This is a genomic window from Streptomyces alboniger, assembly GCF_008704395.1.
Classification (GTDB): Bacteria; Actinomycetota; Actinomycetes; order Streptomycetales; family Streptomycetaceae; genus Streptomyces; species Streptomyces alboniger.
Window position 1 is genome coordinate 6,640,881 of the sequence record NZ_CP023695.1, and the last position, 16,859, is coordinate 6,657,739.

General features: G+C 71.3%; 15 protein-coding genes. 13 read left to right on the forward strand and 2 right to left on the reverse strand.

The genetic code is table 11. From position 1 onward, the window contains the following. Window positions 1–51: 51 nt before the first annotated feature. Window positions 52–1,269 carry a pyridoxal phosphate-dependent aminotransferase gene (locus CP975_RS29220; protein ID WP_055528337.1) on the reverse strand — a complete coding sequence of 406 codons (1,218 nt, stop codon included), beginning with the start codon at window positions 1,267–1,269 and terminating at the stop codon, window positions 52–54. A gap of 84 nt (window positions 1,270–1,353) precedes the next feature. Between CP975_RS29220 and CP975_RS29225 the strand changes: the two genes are divergently transcribed. The 11 genes from CP975_RS29225 (at window position 1,354) to CP975_RS29285 (ending at window position 13,538) form a co-directional block, all read left to right on the forward strand. Beyond that, window positions 1,354–1,986, forward strand: a complete 633-nt coding sequence (locus CP975_RS29225; RefSeq protein WP_055528335.1) for a winged helix-turn-helix transcriptional regulator — start codon at window positions 1,354–1,356, stop codon at window positions 1,984–1,986. Window positions 1,987–2,093: 107 nt separating this feature from the next. Beyond that, window positions 2,094–3,083 (forward strand): LysR family transcriptional regulator, encoded by a 990-nt coding sequence (locus CP975_RS29240; protein WP_167532747.1) that lies wholly within the window; start codon window positions 2,094–2,096, stop codon window positions 3,081–3,083. Between the two features lie 314 nt (window positions 3,084–3,397). After that, complete coding sequence (locus CP975_RS29245; protein WP_167532748.1) at window positions 3,398–4,825, forward strand: M28 family metallopeptidase; 1,428 nt, start codon at window positions 3,398–3,400, stop codon at window positions 4,823–4,825. Further along, entirely contained in the window at window positions 4,818–5,276 is a 459-nt protein-coding gene (locus CP975_RS29250; RefSeq protein ID WP_055528328.1) for an NUDIX domain-containing protein, read from the forward strand. Before CP975_RS29245 ends, CP975_RS29250 begins: the two co-directional genes overlap by 8 nt. Before the next feature lie 84 nt (window positions 5,277–5,360). After that, entirely contained in the window at window positions 5,361–6,377 is a 1,017-nt protein-coding gene (locus CP975_RS29255) for a Gfo/Idh/MocA family protein (protein WP_246201669.1), read from the forward strand. A gap of 32 nt (window positions 6,378–6,409) precedes the next feature. Continuing rightward, window positions 6,410–8,728 (forward strand): hypothetical protein, encoded by a 2,319-nt coding sequence (locus CP975_RS29260; RefSeq protein WP_055528327.1) that lies wholly within the window; start codon window positions 6,410–6,412, stop codon window positions 8,726–8,728. 56 nt (window positions 8,729–8,784) lie between these two features. Next, window positions 8,785–10,074, forward strand: a complete 1,290-nt coding sequence (locus CP975_RS29265) for a DegT/DnrJ/EryC1/StrS aminotransferase family protein (RefSeq protein WP_055528325.1) — start codon at window positions 8,785–8,787, stop codon at window positions 10,072–10,074. Window positions 10,075–10,130: 56 nt separating this feature from the next. Continuing rightward, the gene (locus CP975_RS29270) at window positions 10,131–10,817 is read left to right on the forward strand and encodes a class I SAM-dependent methyltransferase (protein WP_055528324.1); all 687 of its coding nucleotides are present in this window, start codon (window positions 10,131–10,133) and stop codon (window positions 10,815–10,817) included. A gap of 82 nt (window positions 10,818–10,899) precedes the next feature. Beyond that, complete coding sequence (gene hisN / locus CP975_RS29275) at window positions 10,900–11,721, forward strand: histidinol-phosphatase (protein WP_055528323.1); 822 nt, start codon at window positions 10,900–10,902, stop codon at window positions 11,719–11,721. 37 nt (window positions 11,722–11,758) lie between these two features. After that, on the forward strand, window positions 11,759–12,358 hold the full coding sequence (locus tag CP975_RS29280; RefSeq protein ID WP_055528321.1) for a GNAT family N-acetyltransferase: 600 nt from the start codon (window positions 11,759–11,761) through the stop codon (window positions 12,356–12,358). A gap of 49 nt (window positions 12,359–12,407) precedes the next feature. Then, a complete protein-coding gene (locus CP975_RS29285) occupies window positions 12,408–13,538 on the forward strand; it encodes a methyltransferase (protein ID WP_055528312.1) in 1,131 nt (376 codons plus the stop codon). On the opposite strand, the gene CP975_RS29290 is transcribed toward CP975_RS29285, so the two are convergent. Beyond that, complete coding sequence (locus tag CP975_RS29290; protein ID WP_055528310.1) at window positions 13,516–15,027, reverse strand: MFS transporter; 1,512 nt, start codon at window positions 15,025–15,027, stop codon at window positions 13,516–13,518. The two genes, CP975_RS29285 and CP975_RS29290, sit on opposite strands and share 23 nt — an antisense overlap. Window positions 15,028–15,237: 210 nt before the next feature. On the opposite strand from CP975_RS29290, the gene CP975_RS29295 reads away from it, so the two are divergent. Both CP975_RS29295 and CP975_RS29300 read left to right on the forward strand, forming a co-directional pair. Beyond that, the gene (locus tag CP975_RS29295) at window positions 15,238–15,903 is read left to right on the forward strand and encodes a pentapeptide repeat-containing protein (protein WP_055528307.1); all 666 of its coding nucleotides are present in this window, start codon (window positions 15,238–15,240) and stop codon (window positions 15,901–15,903) included. Between the two features lie 43 nt (window positions 15,904–15,946). Beyond that, the gene (locus tag CP975_RS29300) at window positions 15,947–16,858 is read left to right on the forward strand and encodes a HipA family kinase (protein ID WP_055528305.1); all 912 of its coding nucleotides are present in this window, start codon (window positions 15,947–15,949) and stop codon (window positions 16,856–16,858) included. Window position 16,859: the final 1 nt, after the last annotated feature.

The window sequence follows — 16,859 nt, forward strand, 5'->3', positions numbered from 1 at the left end:
TGCCTGTCAGCGCCACGCCCCGGGCGCGTCCGGTGGGGTGCCCCCGGAGTGTCAGCGGCCCTGGCGGTAGCCGCTCAGGAAGCGGCCGATGCGGCTGATCGCCGCGTCGAGATCGTCGGCGTGGGGGAGGGTGAGGATGCGGAAGTGGTCGGGGCGGGGCCAGTTGAAGCCGGTGCCCTGGACCACCTGGATCTTCTCCTGGAGCAGGAGGTCCAGCACGAACTTCTCGTCGTCGTGGATCGGATGGACCTTCGGGTCCAGGCGCGGGAAGGCGTACAGCGCGCCCTTCGGCTTGACGCAGGAGACGCCGGGGATCTCGTTCAGCTTCTCCCAGGCCCGGTCCCGCTGCTCGTGCAACCGCCCGCCGGGCGCGGTCAGTTCACGGATCGACTGGCGGCCGCCGAGCGCGGCCTGGATGGCGAACTGCGCGGGCGCGTTGGGGCACAGGCGCATGGAGGCGAGCATCGTCAGCCCCTCCAGGTAGTCGCGCGCGTGCTGCCGCGGGCCGGTGATGACCAGCCAGCCCGAACGGAAACCCGCCACGCGGTACGTCTTCGAAAGACCGCAGAAGGTGAGGACCACGAGATCCGGGGCGAGGGCGGCCACGCTGTGGTGCACGGCGTCGTCGTACAGGATCTGGTCGTAGATCTCGTCGGCGAAGACCATCAGGCCGTGCCGCCGCGCGAGATCGAGGATGCCCTCCAGGATCTCCTTCGGATAGACCGCGCCCGTGGGGTTGTTGGGGTTGATGATCACGACGGCCTTGGTCCTGTCGGTGATCTTCGAGGCCATGTCGTCGAGGTCGGGGTACCAGTCCGCCGCCTCGTCGCAGACGTAGTGGACGGCCTTGCCTCCGGAGAGGGTCGTCACCGCGGTCCACAGCGGGAAGTCGGGCGCGGGGATGAGGATTTCGTCGCCGTCCTCCAGGAGCGCCTGGACCGCCATCGTGACCAGCTCGGACACGCCGTTGCCGAGGAAGACGTCGTCCACCGAGACCTCGTCGAGGCCGAGCGCCTGATAGCGCTGGGCGACGGCGCGGCGGGCGGACAGGACGCCGCGCGAGTCCGTGTAGCCGTGCGCCTGCGGAAGCATCCGGATCATGTCCTGGACGATCTCCTCGGGCGCCTCGAAGCCGAAGAGCGCGGGGTTGCCGGTGTTGAGGCGCAGGACGCTGTGGCCCGCCTCCTCCAGGGCGTTGGCGTGCTCGATGACGGGGCCCCGGATCTCGTAACAGACCTCGCTGAGCTTGCTCGACTGCCGGAACTCCATGCGGTGCGCCTCCCGTGACGTGTGTTACTTGGTTTTACCAAGTCGCCGCTTGGAAAGTCCAACAACCTGTCTAGACTGCGTCACATGTCACCTCGCCGAAGCTACGACCAGTACTGCGCGGCGGCCCGGGCTCTGGACGCCGTCGGCGACCGCTGGACCCTCTTGGTCGTCAGGGAGCTGCTGGTCGGCCCCCGCCGCTACACCGACCTGCACGCCGACCTGCCGGGCGTCAGCACGGACGTGCTGGCCTCGCGCCTGAAGGACATGGAGCAGCAGGGCCTCACCACCCGCCGCCGACTGCCCCCGCCCGCGGCGGCGTACGTTTACGAACTGACCCTCAAGGGACGTCAGTTGCTGCCGGTCCTGGAAGCCCTGGCCGCCTGGGGCGTGCACGGCCTGGAAGAACGCAGGCCCACGGACGCGGTGCGGGCGCACTGGTTCGCGCTCCCGATGCTGCGCACCCTGGCGCGGATCGGCGCCGAGGGAACGGTGGAGGTCGGCCTCGGCGAGGGCCGCTTCCACGTGCGCCTCGGGGACGGCGCCGAGACGTACGGAGACGGCCCCGCGCCGGACGCCCCGGAGGTGCGCCTCGCGCTGGACGCGCAGACGTGCGTGGCGGTGAGCAGGGGCGAGCTGACGGTGGGCGAGGGCGTGCGGGCGGGCCGGATCGAACTCTCGGGCGAGGGCACCCTGGCGAAGGCGCTGCTCGCCACCTGAGCGGTCCCGGGCATCCGGCGGGCCGTCTCGTACGCATCACCCGATGACTCGGGGGCAGTGTTCCAGCACGGCCTGGTTGACAACTTCTGCTTGCTGATCAACAGTTGGTGATTGTGGATCTGGACCTGGCGCTGGTGCGATCGTTCGCGATCACCGCGGAAGAGCTGCACTTCCGGCGCGCGGCCGAGCGGCTCTTCATCACGCAGCAGGCGCTGTCCCAGCGGATCCGGCGCCTCGAACTGCTGCTGGGCGTCTCGCTCTTCGTCCGCGGCAACCGCAGCGTCGCGCTCACCGAGGAGGGGCAGCGGTTCCTCGCGCCGGCCCGCCGGGTCATGGAGGCCGCCGACGCGGCCGTCCAGGCCGTCCAGCCCCGTGAGCGCCGCCCGCTGCGGGTCGACGTGGTCGACGGACGGCTCGCCCCGCTCCAACTGGTCCGCAAGCTCCTTGAGGAGGACCCCGAGCTGCCGCTGAACCTGAGCATGCGGCAGTCGCTCGCCGCCGCGCTGCCCGCGCTGGCCAGGGACGAGATCGACACGGCGTTCGGCCGGGTCCATGACGTGCAGGGCTGGTCGGCGGAGTTCTCGCACCGCCTCGTGCGCCTCGAACCGCTGCGAGCGCTGGTGCCGCGCACCCACCCGCTGGCCGGCCGCGACGAGGTGCGGATCGATGAGCTGCGGAGCTGCGGCATCTGGCAGCCGCGCAACGGAGTGGCGTCGGAGTGGGAGCACTATGTGCGCCGCCTGGCCGACTCCTTCGGTCTCTCGCTCGCCTTCTCGGGCGCGGCACTGAGCGATGAGCACTTCCTGGAACACCTGTGGAGCCACGGCGAGATGGCGTGCCTGGCCGGGGCGGACGTCTCCTACGCCTTCTCGCCGGACATCAGGAGCATCCCGCTCGTCGACCCCACGCCGGTCTACCCGTGGTCGATGGTGTGGCGTCGGCAGGCGGGCCATCCGCTCGTCGACCGGCTGGTCGGTCTGGCCAAGCGGTCGGCCGGAGACTGGCTGACCCACGTGCCCGGGGAGATCTGGCTGCCGGCGCCCGACCGGGCCCTGCTGCGCGGCGCGGGGGTCGACGTGGACGCCGTCCGGGGCTGAACCGGCCATCATCAAGAGGCGCGACACGCGGCGCCTGGCGTGAACTTGATCGTTTGTGCGGCGCGCGGCGCGGGTATCCGAGGGCGCCGCCGTCCCGGTGCGAGGCCGGTAGTACGGGCCGTAAGTACGTTCCAAAACGCCATCGGATCACTGTGTCAAGCCCCAGCTGAGACGTCCGGATTCCGGCGATACTCTTTACGGTTTTTTGGGGCGCAAGAATTGCCCGGGTAATGTGCTGGTCGTTGATGCGAACTCACAGAAGCACCACTGGATATGGGGGAAACGTGCTTCACCGGATCCAGAGAAAAAGAGCGATGACCGCAGGCGCGGTCGGTGTGCTCTTTCTCGCGCAGCTTGTGATTAGTTCCTCTTCGGCTGCGGCGGGGGAATCCGAGGTCACCCCGCCGCCGCTCTCCCAGGATCGGATAGAAAAGCATCTGACGCGGTTCGAGCGCATTGCGGACGCGCACGGCGGCGACCGTGCATCCGGCACGCAAGGATATGCGGAATCGGTCGACTACACCGAAAAGCTGCTCAAAAAAGCGGGATACTCGACGCAGCGCCAGCAATTCCCTTTCCGCTACACCAGGACGCTTGAGGAAAAGCTGGTGCTGCGGGACGGCAGCACACCCGGAGTCGTGGTCAGCGGCTACTCGCAGTCGACCCCCCGAGGCGGCCTGACAGCACGGCCGACGGCGGTCGGCGGGGACACCGAGCGGCGGCAGGGCTGCCGCGCCGGCGCGTACGACGGAGTGCCGGCTGGCGGGCGGATCGCGCTCGTCGACGCCGGGGGCTGCTCGATGGACGACAAGCAGCGGGTGGCCGCCGACGCCGGCGCGGCCGCCGTAATCGTCGCCAACACCGGCCCCGGCGAACTGCACACCTGGCTGGCCGACCCCGAGGCGGCCCGCATACCCATCGGCGGCGTCACCCAGGAGACGGGCCGCCTCCTCGCCGCCGAGGCACGGGCCGGACGCACCGTCCAGCTCACCCTGCGCTCGCTCACCGAACGCCGTACCACCGAGAACCTGATCGCCGTGAGCCCCCGCGGCAACCCCGAGCACACCGTGGTCTCCGGCGCCCACCTCGACTCCGTGCCGGAGGGGCCCGGCATCAACGACAACGGTGTCGCCGCCGCCGTACTGCTCGAAAGCGCCCTGGCGGCCGCCAAGGACCACGGCACCCGGGCCGAGGACAACCGGCTGGTGTTCGGCTTCTGGGGCGCGGAGGAGTTCGGCCTGCTCGGCTCGCAGCACTACGTCGACTCGTTGACCCAGGAGGAGCGTGAGCGCACCGGGCTGTACCTCAACCTGGAGATGATCGGCAGCCCCAACTACGGTCTCTTCACGCTGGATTCCAAGGCCACCGACCCCGTCACAGGACAGCGCCCGGCCCCCGGCTCGGACGAGATCGAGCGCGAGCTGACCGACGCGTTCGCCGCCCAGGGCCGCACCTCCCTGCCGGGACCCGCCGACGGGCGCTCCGACTACGTGGCGTTCCTGGGCGCGGGCATCCCCACCGGCGGGCTCTACGGAGGCTCGTTCGAGGCCAAGACCCCCGAGCAGGCCGCTCTGTGGGGCGGCACCGCTGGCCGGCCGTACGACCCCTGCTACCACCTGACGTGCGACAGGACGGCGCAGTACAGCCGCGAGGCGGCGACGCTGCACGGGCAGGCGTTCCAGACGGTGCTCACCCACTACTCCCGGCACCGGCTGGGAGAGGCAGCCGCCCACCATGGCTGACGGGACCGCGCCCAAGCTGGTGGTGGGTGCGCTCATCAGCGATCCGCTCGGCCGGATCTTCGTACAGCGCCGCTCGGCCGACCGGCGCCTGTTCCCCGCATGCTGGGACGTCGTGGGCGGCGCCGTGGAGGACGGCGAGACCCACCACGAGGCACTGGCCCGGGAGATCGCCGAGGAGACCGGCTGGCGGCTGCGCCGGGTGCTGGCCCGGGTGGTGCACGAGAGCTGGACGGCGGACGGCGTACGGCACCTCGAGTCGGACTACGTCGTCGAGGTGGACGGGGACCTGTCGTCACCCACGCTCGAACGGGACAAGCACCCGGAGTTCGCGTGGGTGGGGCCGCAGGACATCTCCCTGCTCGACGAGAACGTCCGGCGCGGCGCCGGCACCTTCATCAAGGACACGGTCGCCGCCGGACACGACTGGCTCGCCGGATCCACGCGCCGCTGAGCCCTCCCGGCCGTCCTCAATACTTCGTTCTTCGTCATCGTCACCGTCATCGGCAGAGGCAATCACGCGAGGGGGAAGTTCCGCATGTCCACTTATTCACAGAAGCGTGCGCAACCGCGGCTGCGGGCCCTGATGGTCGGATTCGCAGGCCACCAGGGAAAGGAGTACTTACCGGTCGTCCGGGAGTACGCAGACATCGTCGGGGGCGTCGATGTCGCCCCTGCGGCGGGGGCGCTCGCCGATGACTGGGGATTTCCGCGGTTCACCGGGATCGGCGAGGCACTCAAGCGGGTCGACTTCGATGTCGCGATGGTCACCGTGCCGCACAGCGAACATTTCCCGCTGTGCAGAGAACTGCTGCTGCACGGCAAGCACATCGTCAAGGAAAAGCCGTTCGCCGTCACCGAGGAAGAGGCCCGGCAGCTGATAGAGCTGGCCGAAGGAGCGGACCGCAGCGTTTACACGCTCCTCCAGCGCAATTTCAACCCGGTCTTCCAGTTCGCGCGGAAGAACCTGGCCCGCATCGGCGATCCCTACTGGTTCTCGTACGACTACCACTTCAACCTGGCGCAGCCGACGAGCGGTTGGCGCGCCTCCCGCGAACAGGCCCTCGGCGGGGTGCTGCTCGACATGGGCTACCACCTCATCGACGTGCTCAGCGGAATGTTCCCCGAACCGAGCCGCGTGAACGCCGCCTTCGTCCACCACTACCAGGAGATGCGCGACCGGCACCTGGAGGACCTGGTCAGCCTGATGTGCAGCTACCCGTCGCCGACCCTGTCCGGCTCGCTGCGCATCTCCCGGCACAACCACGAGAAGTCCGAACGCCTCTGCGTCCTCGGCACCGGGGGCGCGCTGAACGTGGAACCCCAGGGCGCCACCCTGCACTCCACCGGCGGCCGCCTCCTCGAACGCTTCACCCGCCCCGGACCCAAGACCGACGCGGTCCGCGCCATGATCGCCCACTACCTCGGACACCTGGACGACCGGGACGTACGTGAGGACCACTTCCGTCGGCAACTCACCACCGTGCGCGTGATCGACGGGATCTACCGGGAGCGGTCACGGGAGCGGAACGAACTCGCCGATCGGTACAGCTGATCCTCACCGTCCCGAGGCACCTGGAGAGAAACGTGACGTTAAGCATCACTCTGACGCGCACACCGGGGGAGTATCTCGCCGCGGCCCTGGACCGCCCCGCCACCGCACCCGCCGCCGTCCCTGTGCTCGACCCCACGGGCCGCCATGTGTGGCCCCGCCGGATCGCCGCACGCCTCGGCCTGCCGCTGACCACCGCCCACGACCCGGACCGGCCCGCCGGCCCCGCGGCCGCGGCCGGTGACGCCACCCGTGACGAAGACGTCCTCCTGGGCGCCGCCCTCACCGAGCTGCGCACCGGCCGGGAGGAGCATCTCGTCGTGGCCGTCGCCCACGGCGACGACCACGCCTTCGCCCACCCGGCGGCCGTCTACGCCCTCGCCAAGCGCGCCCGGCTGCTGTCGGCGGCGAACGAGGACGACATCCACCGGACCGTACGGGACACCGCGCCCCGCTTCCTGACCCTCGTCGGACCCGCCCGGCTCCTCGACTTCGGCCTCGTCACACGGATACGGGCCCGCTTCCCCGCCCTCGACGTCGGCGTCCTGTACGCGCACAGCGCCGCCAAGCTCAGCGAGCTGGTCCTCAAGACGCTCGTCTACCCCGAGGCCCCCGCCACCGCTGACGTGCTGATCGCCCCGCTCCTCAAGGGCGACGAGCCCCTGCGCAACGGACAGCTGACCGTCTACCCGCAGGACGCCGTCGACGCCGCCACCTTCACACGGCCCGCCCCCCGGCCCGGCGTCGCCACCGCCGAACCGCGGGATCCGGCCGAACCGGCCCCGATGCACCGCCTGTTCAGCGTCATCACCCACGGCAGCGAGGACTACCTGCGGCTCACCTCGCAGGACATCCTGTGCGGCCTCACCCCCGACCCCGCCGAACAGGCCGCGGCACGGCGGGAGTCACGCACCCTGCCCGCCTGCATGCACGGCGGCGACTGCGTCTATCCCGACGCGCGGCGCTGGGACCCGGCCGGCATCCCCGCCCAGATCGTCTTCGCCAACGCCTGCCTCACCCTCAAACTCGGCACCCAGCTCTTCGGCAGCCACAACCGCTTCACCGTCGCCCAGCGCTTCCTCGACTCCTGGGCAGGCACCTACATAGCCAGCCCGCTGCTCAAGGACGGCACCCCCGGCGAGAACCTGCTCTTCCACTACCTGCTCGACGAGGGCGCCACCGTCGGCGGCGCGGTCCGCCAGGTCAACGACAGCCTGCGGCGCTGGGGCGTCGACGCACCCGAAGTGCTCGTCATCGGCGACCCGGAGGCCCGCTACGCCCCCGCCGCGGCACGGCCGGTGCCGGACGCGGTGACCTGCCAGGAGGAGCCGGGCCGCGCCGAGATCACCTTCGAGGGGAGGCTGCCCGCCTTCACCCGCGTCCCTCTCAAGGACCCCGACCTGCGCGAGGCCCACCGCGGCGGACAACTGCGCCTCGTCCCCGCCAAGCCGTTCGGCGGCAAACTGCCCCTCTACGGCACGTTCGGCGAAACCGCCGACGGAGAACCGGCCGCGCTGGTCTTCGGGTTCCAGGAACGCCGGCTCTCCGGCACCGAGACCTCGCGCACCCTCACCGCCGCCCCACGGCAGCGGACCGCGGCCGACCGCATCGTGCGCGCCGTGGAGCGCTACGAGAACCTCGCCGCCCTCGACATCAAGCTCGACAAGACCCGGTCGGTGCTCACCGACACCGCCAACAGCCTGCCCGCCGTGGCCCGCAGGACCAAGGACCACATCGCGGACCTGACCCAGTCGGAGCCGCTGCACCGCGCCACCGAGCGCATCCTTGCCAACTGCGCCCGCCTCGACCGGCACCTGCTCGACACCCTGCTGCGCCTCACCGAGACCCGCGAGTACCACTTCGTGGAGGCGTACCGGCCCACGTACGCCGTCGAAGAGGTCCGCAGCCCGTACGGCGAGTGCCGGTACTGCGGCGAGGCCACCCACCGCTACACCAGCGCCCATGTGCTGCGCCCGTGGCTGTGCCGCCTGCTGATCAGCTGCCCCGTGTGCGGCGCCACCCAGGACACCGAGGACGCCACGGTCGGCATCGCCATCGAAGGGGACGCCGTCCTCGCGCCCGACAGCACGACCTCGCTGCGGGCCCGGATCACCAACGACGGAGACCAGGAACTCGACCTGCTCCTCGGGGCCCGCATCACCCGCGGCAAACCGCACGGCTTCCGGTTCGCCCTGAGCCCGGACCGGCTGACCGTCCCCGCGGGCGGCACCGCCACCTCCCACCTGACCATCACCACCGGCCGGCCGACGTCCCTGCACGCCATGCTGCTGCGCTTCTACGCCGTCGGCCTGGGGCGCATCGACTTCGCGGGCCGCGATCTGCGGTTCCGCTGACCGCCCACCGGCCCGGCACCCCGGAGCCACGCCACTCCCCACGCCAGGAAGGACCCATGACCACCGCCGACAAGCTCGCCCTCCTCGGAGGCACCCCGGCCATCGACCGGCCGCTTCCCCACGAGATCTGGCCGCCCCGCGCGGACGAGGCCGAACTGGCCGCACTCACCGAGCAGCGCAACACCGACATCTCCATCAAGGGCAACAGCGGCCCCATCGGCCAACTGGAAGCCGAATTCCTCGCCTTCCTCGACCACGGCGTCCGCTACGCCGTCACCTTCAACTCCGGCACCAGCGCCCTGCTCGCCGCCTACTTCGCACTCGGCGTACGCGAGGGGGTCGAGGTGGCGGGGCCCGCGCTCACCTACCACGCCGCGCTCAGCCCCGTCTTCGCCCTGCGCGGCGACGTGGTCCTCGTCGACATCGACCCCGTCAGCCGCGGCCTCGACCCCAAGGCCCTGGAAGCGGCGATCACCGAGAACACCCGGGTCGTCACCGTCGTCCACCAGTGGGGGCACCCCTGCGACATGGACGCGATCCTGGGCGTCGCCGAGCGCTACGGACTGCGCGTCCTGGAGGACTGCTCCCACGCCCACGGCAGCCGCTACAAGGGAAAGCCGGTCGGCACCTTCGGCGACGCCGCGGTCTTCTCCCTCCAGGCCAACAAGGCCGTCTACGCGGGAGAGGGCGGCATCCTCGTCACCGACGACGCGCTGGTGCAGGACCGCGCCACCCTCCTCGGCCACTACCGGGACCGCTCCCGGGACTCGGTCATCGACGAGGAGCTGCGCTCGCACTGGGTGACCGGCTTCGGCCTGAAGCTGCGGATGTCGCCGTTCAACGCGATCGTCGCCCGGCACTCGCTCGCCGCCTTCCCCGCCCGCAAGGAGGCCCGGCACCGCTGTCTGCGCCACTTCGGCGAGTTGCTTCGCGAGGTGGACTACCTGGAGCCCATCACGGTCCCCGACCACGTCGACATGGGCGCCTGGTACGGCTACAAGCCCCTCTACCGGCCCGAGGCGCTGGGCGGCGTCCCGCGCTCCGTACTGATCGAGGCCCTGCGGGCCGAGGGCATGGAGGTCGGCGCGCCGTCCGGCCCCCGGCTGGCCACCCTGCCGCTGTACGCGCGGCCGGAGAACCCCCTCTTCCCCGGCACCCCCAAGCGCGCCAGCGCACCGGAGCCCGGCTCGCAAGCCGCCCATGTCGAGCAGCACGCCCTGTCCTTGCCCACCTTCACCGACTGGCCCGAGGACGTGGCGCTGATCGAGGCCTACGCCGAGGCCTTCCGCAAGATCGGACGGCACCGGGAGGCGCTGGCCGCCCACGCCGCCGAGACCTCCCGGTGACCCCCGGCACCCCGACAGCTTCCACGATCCCGTCACCCTCACAGGAAAGGTCAACCATGACTGTCAAGGAATCCCCCGAGGCCGCCGCCAAGGTCCTCGAGCACGTCATGACCGGGGACGACCTGCCGGACGACTTCTCCCTGCTGGGCCGCGAGTGGACCCTGCACCGCGGCGTCTTCCCCGGCACCCTGACCGCCGCCACCGAGGTCATGGCCTCGATCGTGCCCTATCCCAAGGGCGGCTCCTTCCTGGAGGTCGGCTGCGGCACCGGCGTCATCTCCGTGACCGCGGCGCTCCACGGCAGCGACGTCACGGCGCTCGACATCAACGAGAAGGCGGTGGCGAACACCCTCGCCAATGCCGAGCGGCACGGCGTCGAGGACCGGGTGCGGGTGCTGCACAGCGACCTGTACGCGGCGCTCGAACCCACCGACCGGTTCGACGCGATCTTCTGGAACGTGCCCTGGACGTACGTGGAGGACGGCTTCCCGCTCTCCAGCGACCTGCACTCCGCGGTCTTCGACCCCGGCTACCAGGGCCAGTCCCGGTTCATCTCCGGGGCCCGCGACCACCTGGCCGACGGCGGCCGGCTGCTGATCGGCACGGCCGATCTGGGAGACCGCGAGCGGATCGACGCCTTCGCCGCCGAGGCCGGGATGACCGTCGAGATGCTGCGCCGCGTACGCCGTATCGAGGTCGTCCGGGTCATGGAGTACCACCTGCTCGAACTGCGCGCCAAGTGAGCCGGCCGCCCCGGCGGGCACTTCCCCCGGCCCGCCGGGGCGGCCCCCCGACCCCGTGTCCCGTCGAGGAGGAGGCACCTTCATGCCACAGCAGGCCGACCTGGAACTGGCCATGCGACTCGCCGACACCGCCGACCGCATCACCACCCGCCGCTTCCAGGCGCGCGACCTGCGGATACGCGAGAAGCCCGACCGCACCCCCGTCACCGACGCGGACACCACCGTCGAGGCGGCCGTACGCGAGTCCGTGCGGGCCGCCCGGCCCGACGACGACTTCGCGGGAGAGGAGACCGGCGGCGAGGTGACCGCAGGACGCACCTGGATCGTCGACCCCATCGACGGCACCAAGAACTTCCTGCGCGGAGTGCCGGTCTGGGCCACGCTGATCGCGCTCCTGGAGGACGGCAGGCCCACCGTCGGCGTCGTCGCCGCGCCCGCCCTGCGCAGCCGCTGGTGGGCGGCGGCCGGGCACGGGGCCTGGCTGCGGCGCGGGTCCGCCGGCGCCGAACCGCTGCGGCTGCACGTCTCCGGTGTCGCCCGCCTCGAAAACGCCTATCTGTCCACCACCAACACCCGTACCTGGGACGCCTTCCACTCGCGCGCGGCGTATCTGCGACTCGCCGACGCCTGCTGGGAGGACCGCGCCTTCGGCGACTTCCTCCAGCACTGCATGGTCGCCGAGGGCACGGTCGACATCGCGGCCGAACCGGTCGTGAGCCCCTGGGACATCGCCGCCCTCCAGATCCTCGTGGAGGAGGCGGGCGGCGTCTGCACCGACCTGCTCGGCGGCTCGCCCCAGCGCGGGACGGGTGCCCTGTCCGCCAACCCGGAGCTGCACCGGCTCGCCGTGGAGGCCCTCGCCGCCCCCGCGGCCGCCACGACCGGTGCCGCCACCATCCCCTGACCCACGCCCCTGACCCCTCACAAGGAGACGACCTTCCATGACCGAGTACAAGCCCACGGTGCGCCTCGCCACCCGCGACGACGTCCCCCGGGCCGTACGCACCCTCGCCGCCGCGTTCGCCGACTACCCCGCCACGCGCCACACCGTCGACCCGGACCGCCACATCGAGCGGGTCACCGAGCTGCAAGAACTCTTCCTCACGCGCGTCGGGCTCGACATCGGCAAGGTGTGGGTCGCGGACGACGGCGCCGCGGTGGCGGTCTGGACCACGCCGGAGAGCGTCGAAGCGGGGGCGGTGTTCGCCGAGATCGGCCCGCGCATGGCCGAGTTGAGCGGTTCCCGGCTGGCCGCGCAGCAACAGATGGAAGGCCTCCTGGCGCCGCACCGGCCCAAGGAGCCCGCGTGGTTCCTGGCCACCGTCGGCGTCTCGCCCGACCACCAGGGCAAGGGTCTGGGCAGCGCCGTCGTGCTCCCCGGAGTGGAGGCGGCCGAGCGCGCCGGGGTGCCCGCCTTCCTGGAGACCTCCGCGCCCCGCAACCTCCCCTTCTACGAGCGGCTCGGCTTCACCGTCACCGCCGACGTCGAGGTGCCCGAAGGACCGCGCACCTGGTGCATGACCCGCAAGCCCGGTGCCTGACGCCCGCCCCACGACCCGCAGCGCCCGACCGAAAGGAGCGCACGACCCCATGGCTCCGACCGAAGCCACCCGGGGCGGCCCCGCCGACCCCGCACCCGCCCCCGAGGCCCACCGCGGGGGACACACCGAACACGCCGACCCTGCTGAACACGCGGCGCAGTTCGGTGCCCAGGAGCGGATCCTGACGCTCGTATGGGGCTACATCTCCTCCGAGATCCTGGACCTGGCGACGCGCCTGGACCTCCCCGACCTGATGGGGACGGAGGAGCGCGCCGCCGCCGAGCTGGCCGCTTCCCTGGACACCGACCCCGTCGCCACGCTGCGCCTGCTGCGTGCCTTCGCCGCGCTCGGCCTGGCCGAGGAGACCGGGGCGGGACGCTTCCGGCTGACGCCGGCCGGCCACCGGCTCCGCACCGACGTGCCCGACTCGCTGCACGCCTTCGTCCGCCAGGGCATGGGCGTCTTCCGGCAGGCCTGGTCCCACTTCGACCACAGCATCAGGACCGGCGAACCCGCCTTCGACCAGGTCTTCGGGACCGACTTCTTCTCGTACCTCTCCGAACGGCCCGAGCTGTCCGGCACGTTCACGTCCTCCATGCGCGAGGCCACCCGCACCATGAGCACCGCGCTCGCCAAGGAGGAGGAGTACGACTTCTCGTCGTACGGCACCGTGGTGGACATCGGCGGCGCCGACGGATCCCTGCTGGCGGCCGTGCTGAGCGCGCACCCCGGCGTCGAGGGCGTGGTCTTCGACTCGCCGGAGGGGGCACGTGACGCGGCCGCGACGCTGGACGCCGCCGGGGTGGGGGAGCGCGGCCGCGTCGAGACCGGGGACTTCTTCACCCGGGTGCCCGGCGGAGGCGACCTCTACGTCCTCAAGAGCATCCTGCACGACTGGAGCGACGCGCGGTCGGCGGACATCCTGCGGACCGTCAGGGCCGCCATGCCCGCCCACGCCAGACTGCTCGTCGTGGAGGTGCTGCTGCCCGACACGGTGGACAGCTCCGCGCATCCGCTCGGCTACCTCAGCGACCTGTACATGCTGGTGAACATGGGCGGGAGGGAGCGCAGCGAGCGGGACCTGCGCTCGCTGCTCTCGGACACCGGGTTCCGTACGACCCGGGTCCGCACGCCGCCCGGCCTCACGCCGTTCTCCCTCATCGAGGCCGCGCCGGTGTGACCGAGGCCGAGCCGGTCTCATCGGCCGCCTCGGTACGGGAGTCGATGAGCACCCAGGCGAGCACCGCCGTCAGCAGCAGCACGCCGACGGCGAAGGCGATGGCCACGGTGTAGCCGTGCACCGTGCCGTCGACCGTGGCGGCGGGCGAGGTGCCGTGGTCGGCCAGGTAGGCGGCGGTGGCGCCGGTCGACACCGTGTTCAGGAGGGCCACCCCCAGCGCGCCGCCCACCTGCTGGGCGCTGTTGACCACGGCCGCCGCCGCCCCCGCCTCGTGCGGGGCCACCCGCGCGGTGGCCGTGTGCATCGCGGGCATCATCATGCAGCCGATGCCGAGCCCGATGAGGATCTGCGCGGGCAGCAGATGCGTCAGATACACCTGCGGCGTGTCCGGTTCGAGCCGGGTGAGCAGCGCCATGCCGGCCGCGGCCGCCAACAGCGCGCCCACGATGAGCGTGCGCGGCCGGGTACGGGGCAGCAGCCGGGCCGCGATCAGCGAGGAGCCCACCGCGATCCCGAGCCCGAGGGGCAGGAAGGCGACACCCGTCAGCACGGGCGAATAGTCCAGGATCCCCTGGAGGTAGTACGTCAGGAACAGAAAGAGGCCGAACAGACCGATCTGCGGCAGCCCCACGACCAGGAACGACCCGCCCCGCACCCGATGGGCCACCACCCCGGGCGGCAGCAGGGGATCCTGGACGCGCCGCTCGACCAGCGCGAACGCCACCAGCATCAGCACGCCGAGCACGAGCAGCCGGACGACCAGCGGATCGCCCCAGCCGCTCTCGGCCTCGGCGAACGCGTAGACGATCGCGACCAGTCCGCCGCAGCCGAGCAGCGTGCCGGGCAGATCGAGCCGCACGGCCCTGCCCGTCCGCCGGTCGCGCGGCAGCAGACGGCAGCCGAGCAGGGCGAGCAGCGCGACCGGCGCGTTGACGTACAGGCACCAACGCCAGTCGAGGTACTCGGTCAGCAGACCACCGGCCAGCAGGCCCACGGCCGCGCCGCCACCGCTGACCGCTCCGTAGACGCCGAACGCCTTGCCGCGCTCACCGGGTTCGGTGAACAGCGTGTTGATCAGCGCCAGCGCGGCGGGCGCGAGGGCCGCGGCGAAGACGCCCTGGAGGGCGCGGGCTAGGAAGAGGGTGCCCGGGTCGGGGGCCGCGCCGCCGAGCAGCGAGGCGAGCCCGAAGCCGAGGATCCCGACCGCGAAGATCCGTCTGCGCCCGAACGCGTCGGCGACCCGGCCGCCGAGCAGCAACAGGCCCCCGAAGGCCAGGGTGTAGGCGGTGATGACCCACTGGCGGCTCGTGTCGGACATACCGAGATCGCGCTGGACCGAGGGCAGGGCGATATTGACGACGGTCCCGTCGAGGACCACCAGCAACTGCGCGGCCAGGATGACCACAAGCCCCCACCAGCGGCGCGGATCCGGTCCCTGACAGGCGGCCGATTCCACAGGAACAGCAGAGATATCTGGCTTCCGCGCCATGGACAGCAGCCTCCTGAAGGGGGAAAGGGCGTAGCACCCCCGACAGCCCAGCAAAGAGTGCGAAGCACTGTCCAACAACCATCGGTTCGCCGCCGACAACGAGCCGTTGTGGCCGCGTTGACAGGCCGGTGACCGGCGCCCGTAAAGTGCGCTCCTACCGCGCAGCGCGGTATTCACCGTATTTCCGCGCCCACGATTGGATTCCTCCAGATGCCCCGCCACGTTCGCATCAAGGCGCCCGGCGCCCCTCGGTCGTTACCGGTCCTGCGCCCGGCGGTCATGCCGGGGGACGACTGGGTGGACGACACCACGGTGAAGGGCGTCCGCTACGAAGGAGCGGTCATCGCGGGACGGAGCGCCGAGGCCGTGGAAGCGGAGCGGTGCCGCTTCGAGAACACCCGGTTCACCGGCACCGAACTGCGGCGGGCGGTGCTCTCCGACTCGTACTTCGAGACCTGCGACTTCGCCCAGGTGCGGGCCCGGGACGTGTCGCTGATCCGCTGCGCCGTCACATCGAGCCGCCTCACCGGCTCCTCCTGGGCGCCCGGCACCTTCCGCGACGTGCGCTTCGAGGCCTGCCGCAGCGATCTCGCACTGTTCCGCTACTCGAAGTTCAACGCCGTGGTGTTCGCCGACTGCAATATGCAGGGCGCGGATTTCCAGAGCGCGGAATTCAACTCCGTACGTTTTGTGAACTGCGGTCTGCGGGGCGCGCAGTTCTCTCACGCGGTCATGCAGAACGTACGCTTCGAAAACTGCGACCTGGGCGAGGTCAACGGCGCGAAAAGCTTCAGGGGGGCGACAGTACAGGGGCCGGGCTCGATGGATCTGGCACTCCTCATCGCCCACGAGACAGGCGTCACCATCGAGGCATAGCGCCCGGTCGGCACTTCCGGGCCGTGATTACACTGCTCACTTCATGGATACGCTGAGAGAGGTCACCGCGAGCCGCTACGTCGCACCTCTGCGGACGGGTGGCTCCGTGCCCGGGGTCGTCGAGGCCGACGATCTGGGCACGTACGTCGTCAAGTTCACCGGGTCCGCCCAGGGCCGCAAGGCGCTGGTCGCCGAGATCGTCGTCGGTGAACTCGCCCGCCACCTCGGCCTGCGCTTCCCCGAGCTGGTCCTGGTCCACTTCGACCCGGCGGTCGCGGCGGACGAGCCGCACCAGGAGGTCCAGGACCTGCTGCACGCCAGCGCGGGCCTCAACCTCGGCATGGATCTCCTGCCGGGCGCCGCGGACTTCACTCCCGAGGCGCTGGACGTGGACCCGCTGGAGGCGGGCAAGGTGGTGTGGCTCGACGCCCTCACCGCGAACGTCGACCGCACGGTGCACAGTTCGAACCTGATGGTCTGGCCCACCTTCGGTACCCGGCCGCCGAAGCTGTGGCTCATCGACCACGGCGCGGCCCTCGTCTTCCACCATCGCTGGGGCGCGTCCGCACCCGACAAGGTGTACGACTTCCGCCACCACGCCCTCGGCGGATACGGACCCGACACGGCCGCCGCCGACGCCGAACTGGCGCCGCTCGTCACGGAGTCCGTACTCCGTGACATCGTCTCCCTGGTGCCGGAGGCATGGCTGGCGGACGAGCCGGGCTTCTCGTCCCCCGCCGAGGTGCGCGAGGCCTACGTCAGCTTCCTGCTGGCCCGCGCGCGGTCCTCGGCGGTGTGGCTGCCGAGGGACTTCCCCAGCCGGGGCGAACTCGCCGCCTCCGATGCCCGGCGGGCGGCCGCCATGGAGGCGGGCCGCCCGGCCTGGCTCAAACGAGTCCCCGACCTGCACGGGAAGCCGCCCGCGGAGCAGGACTGGTCGCGGCACATCGGCTAGC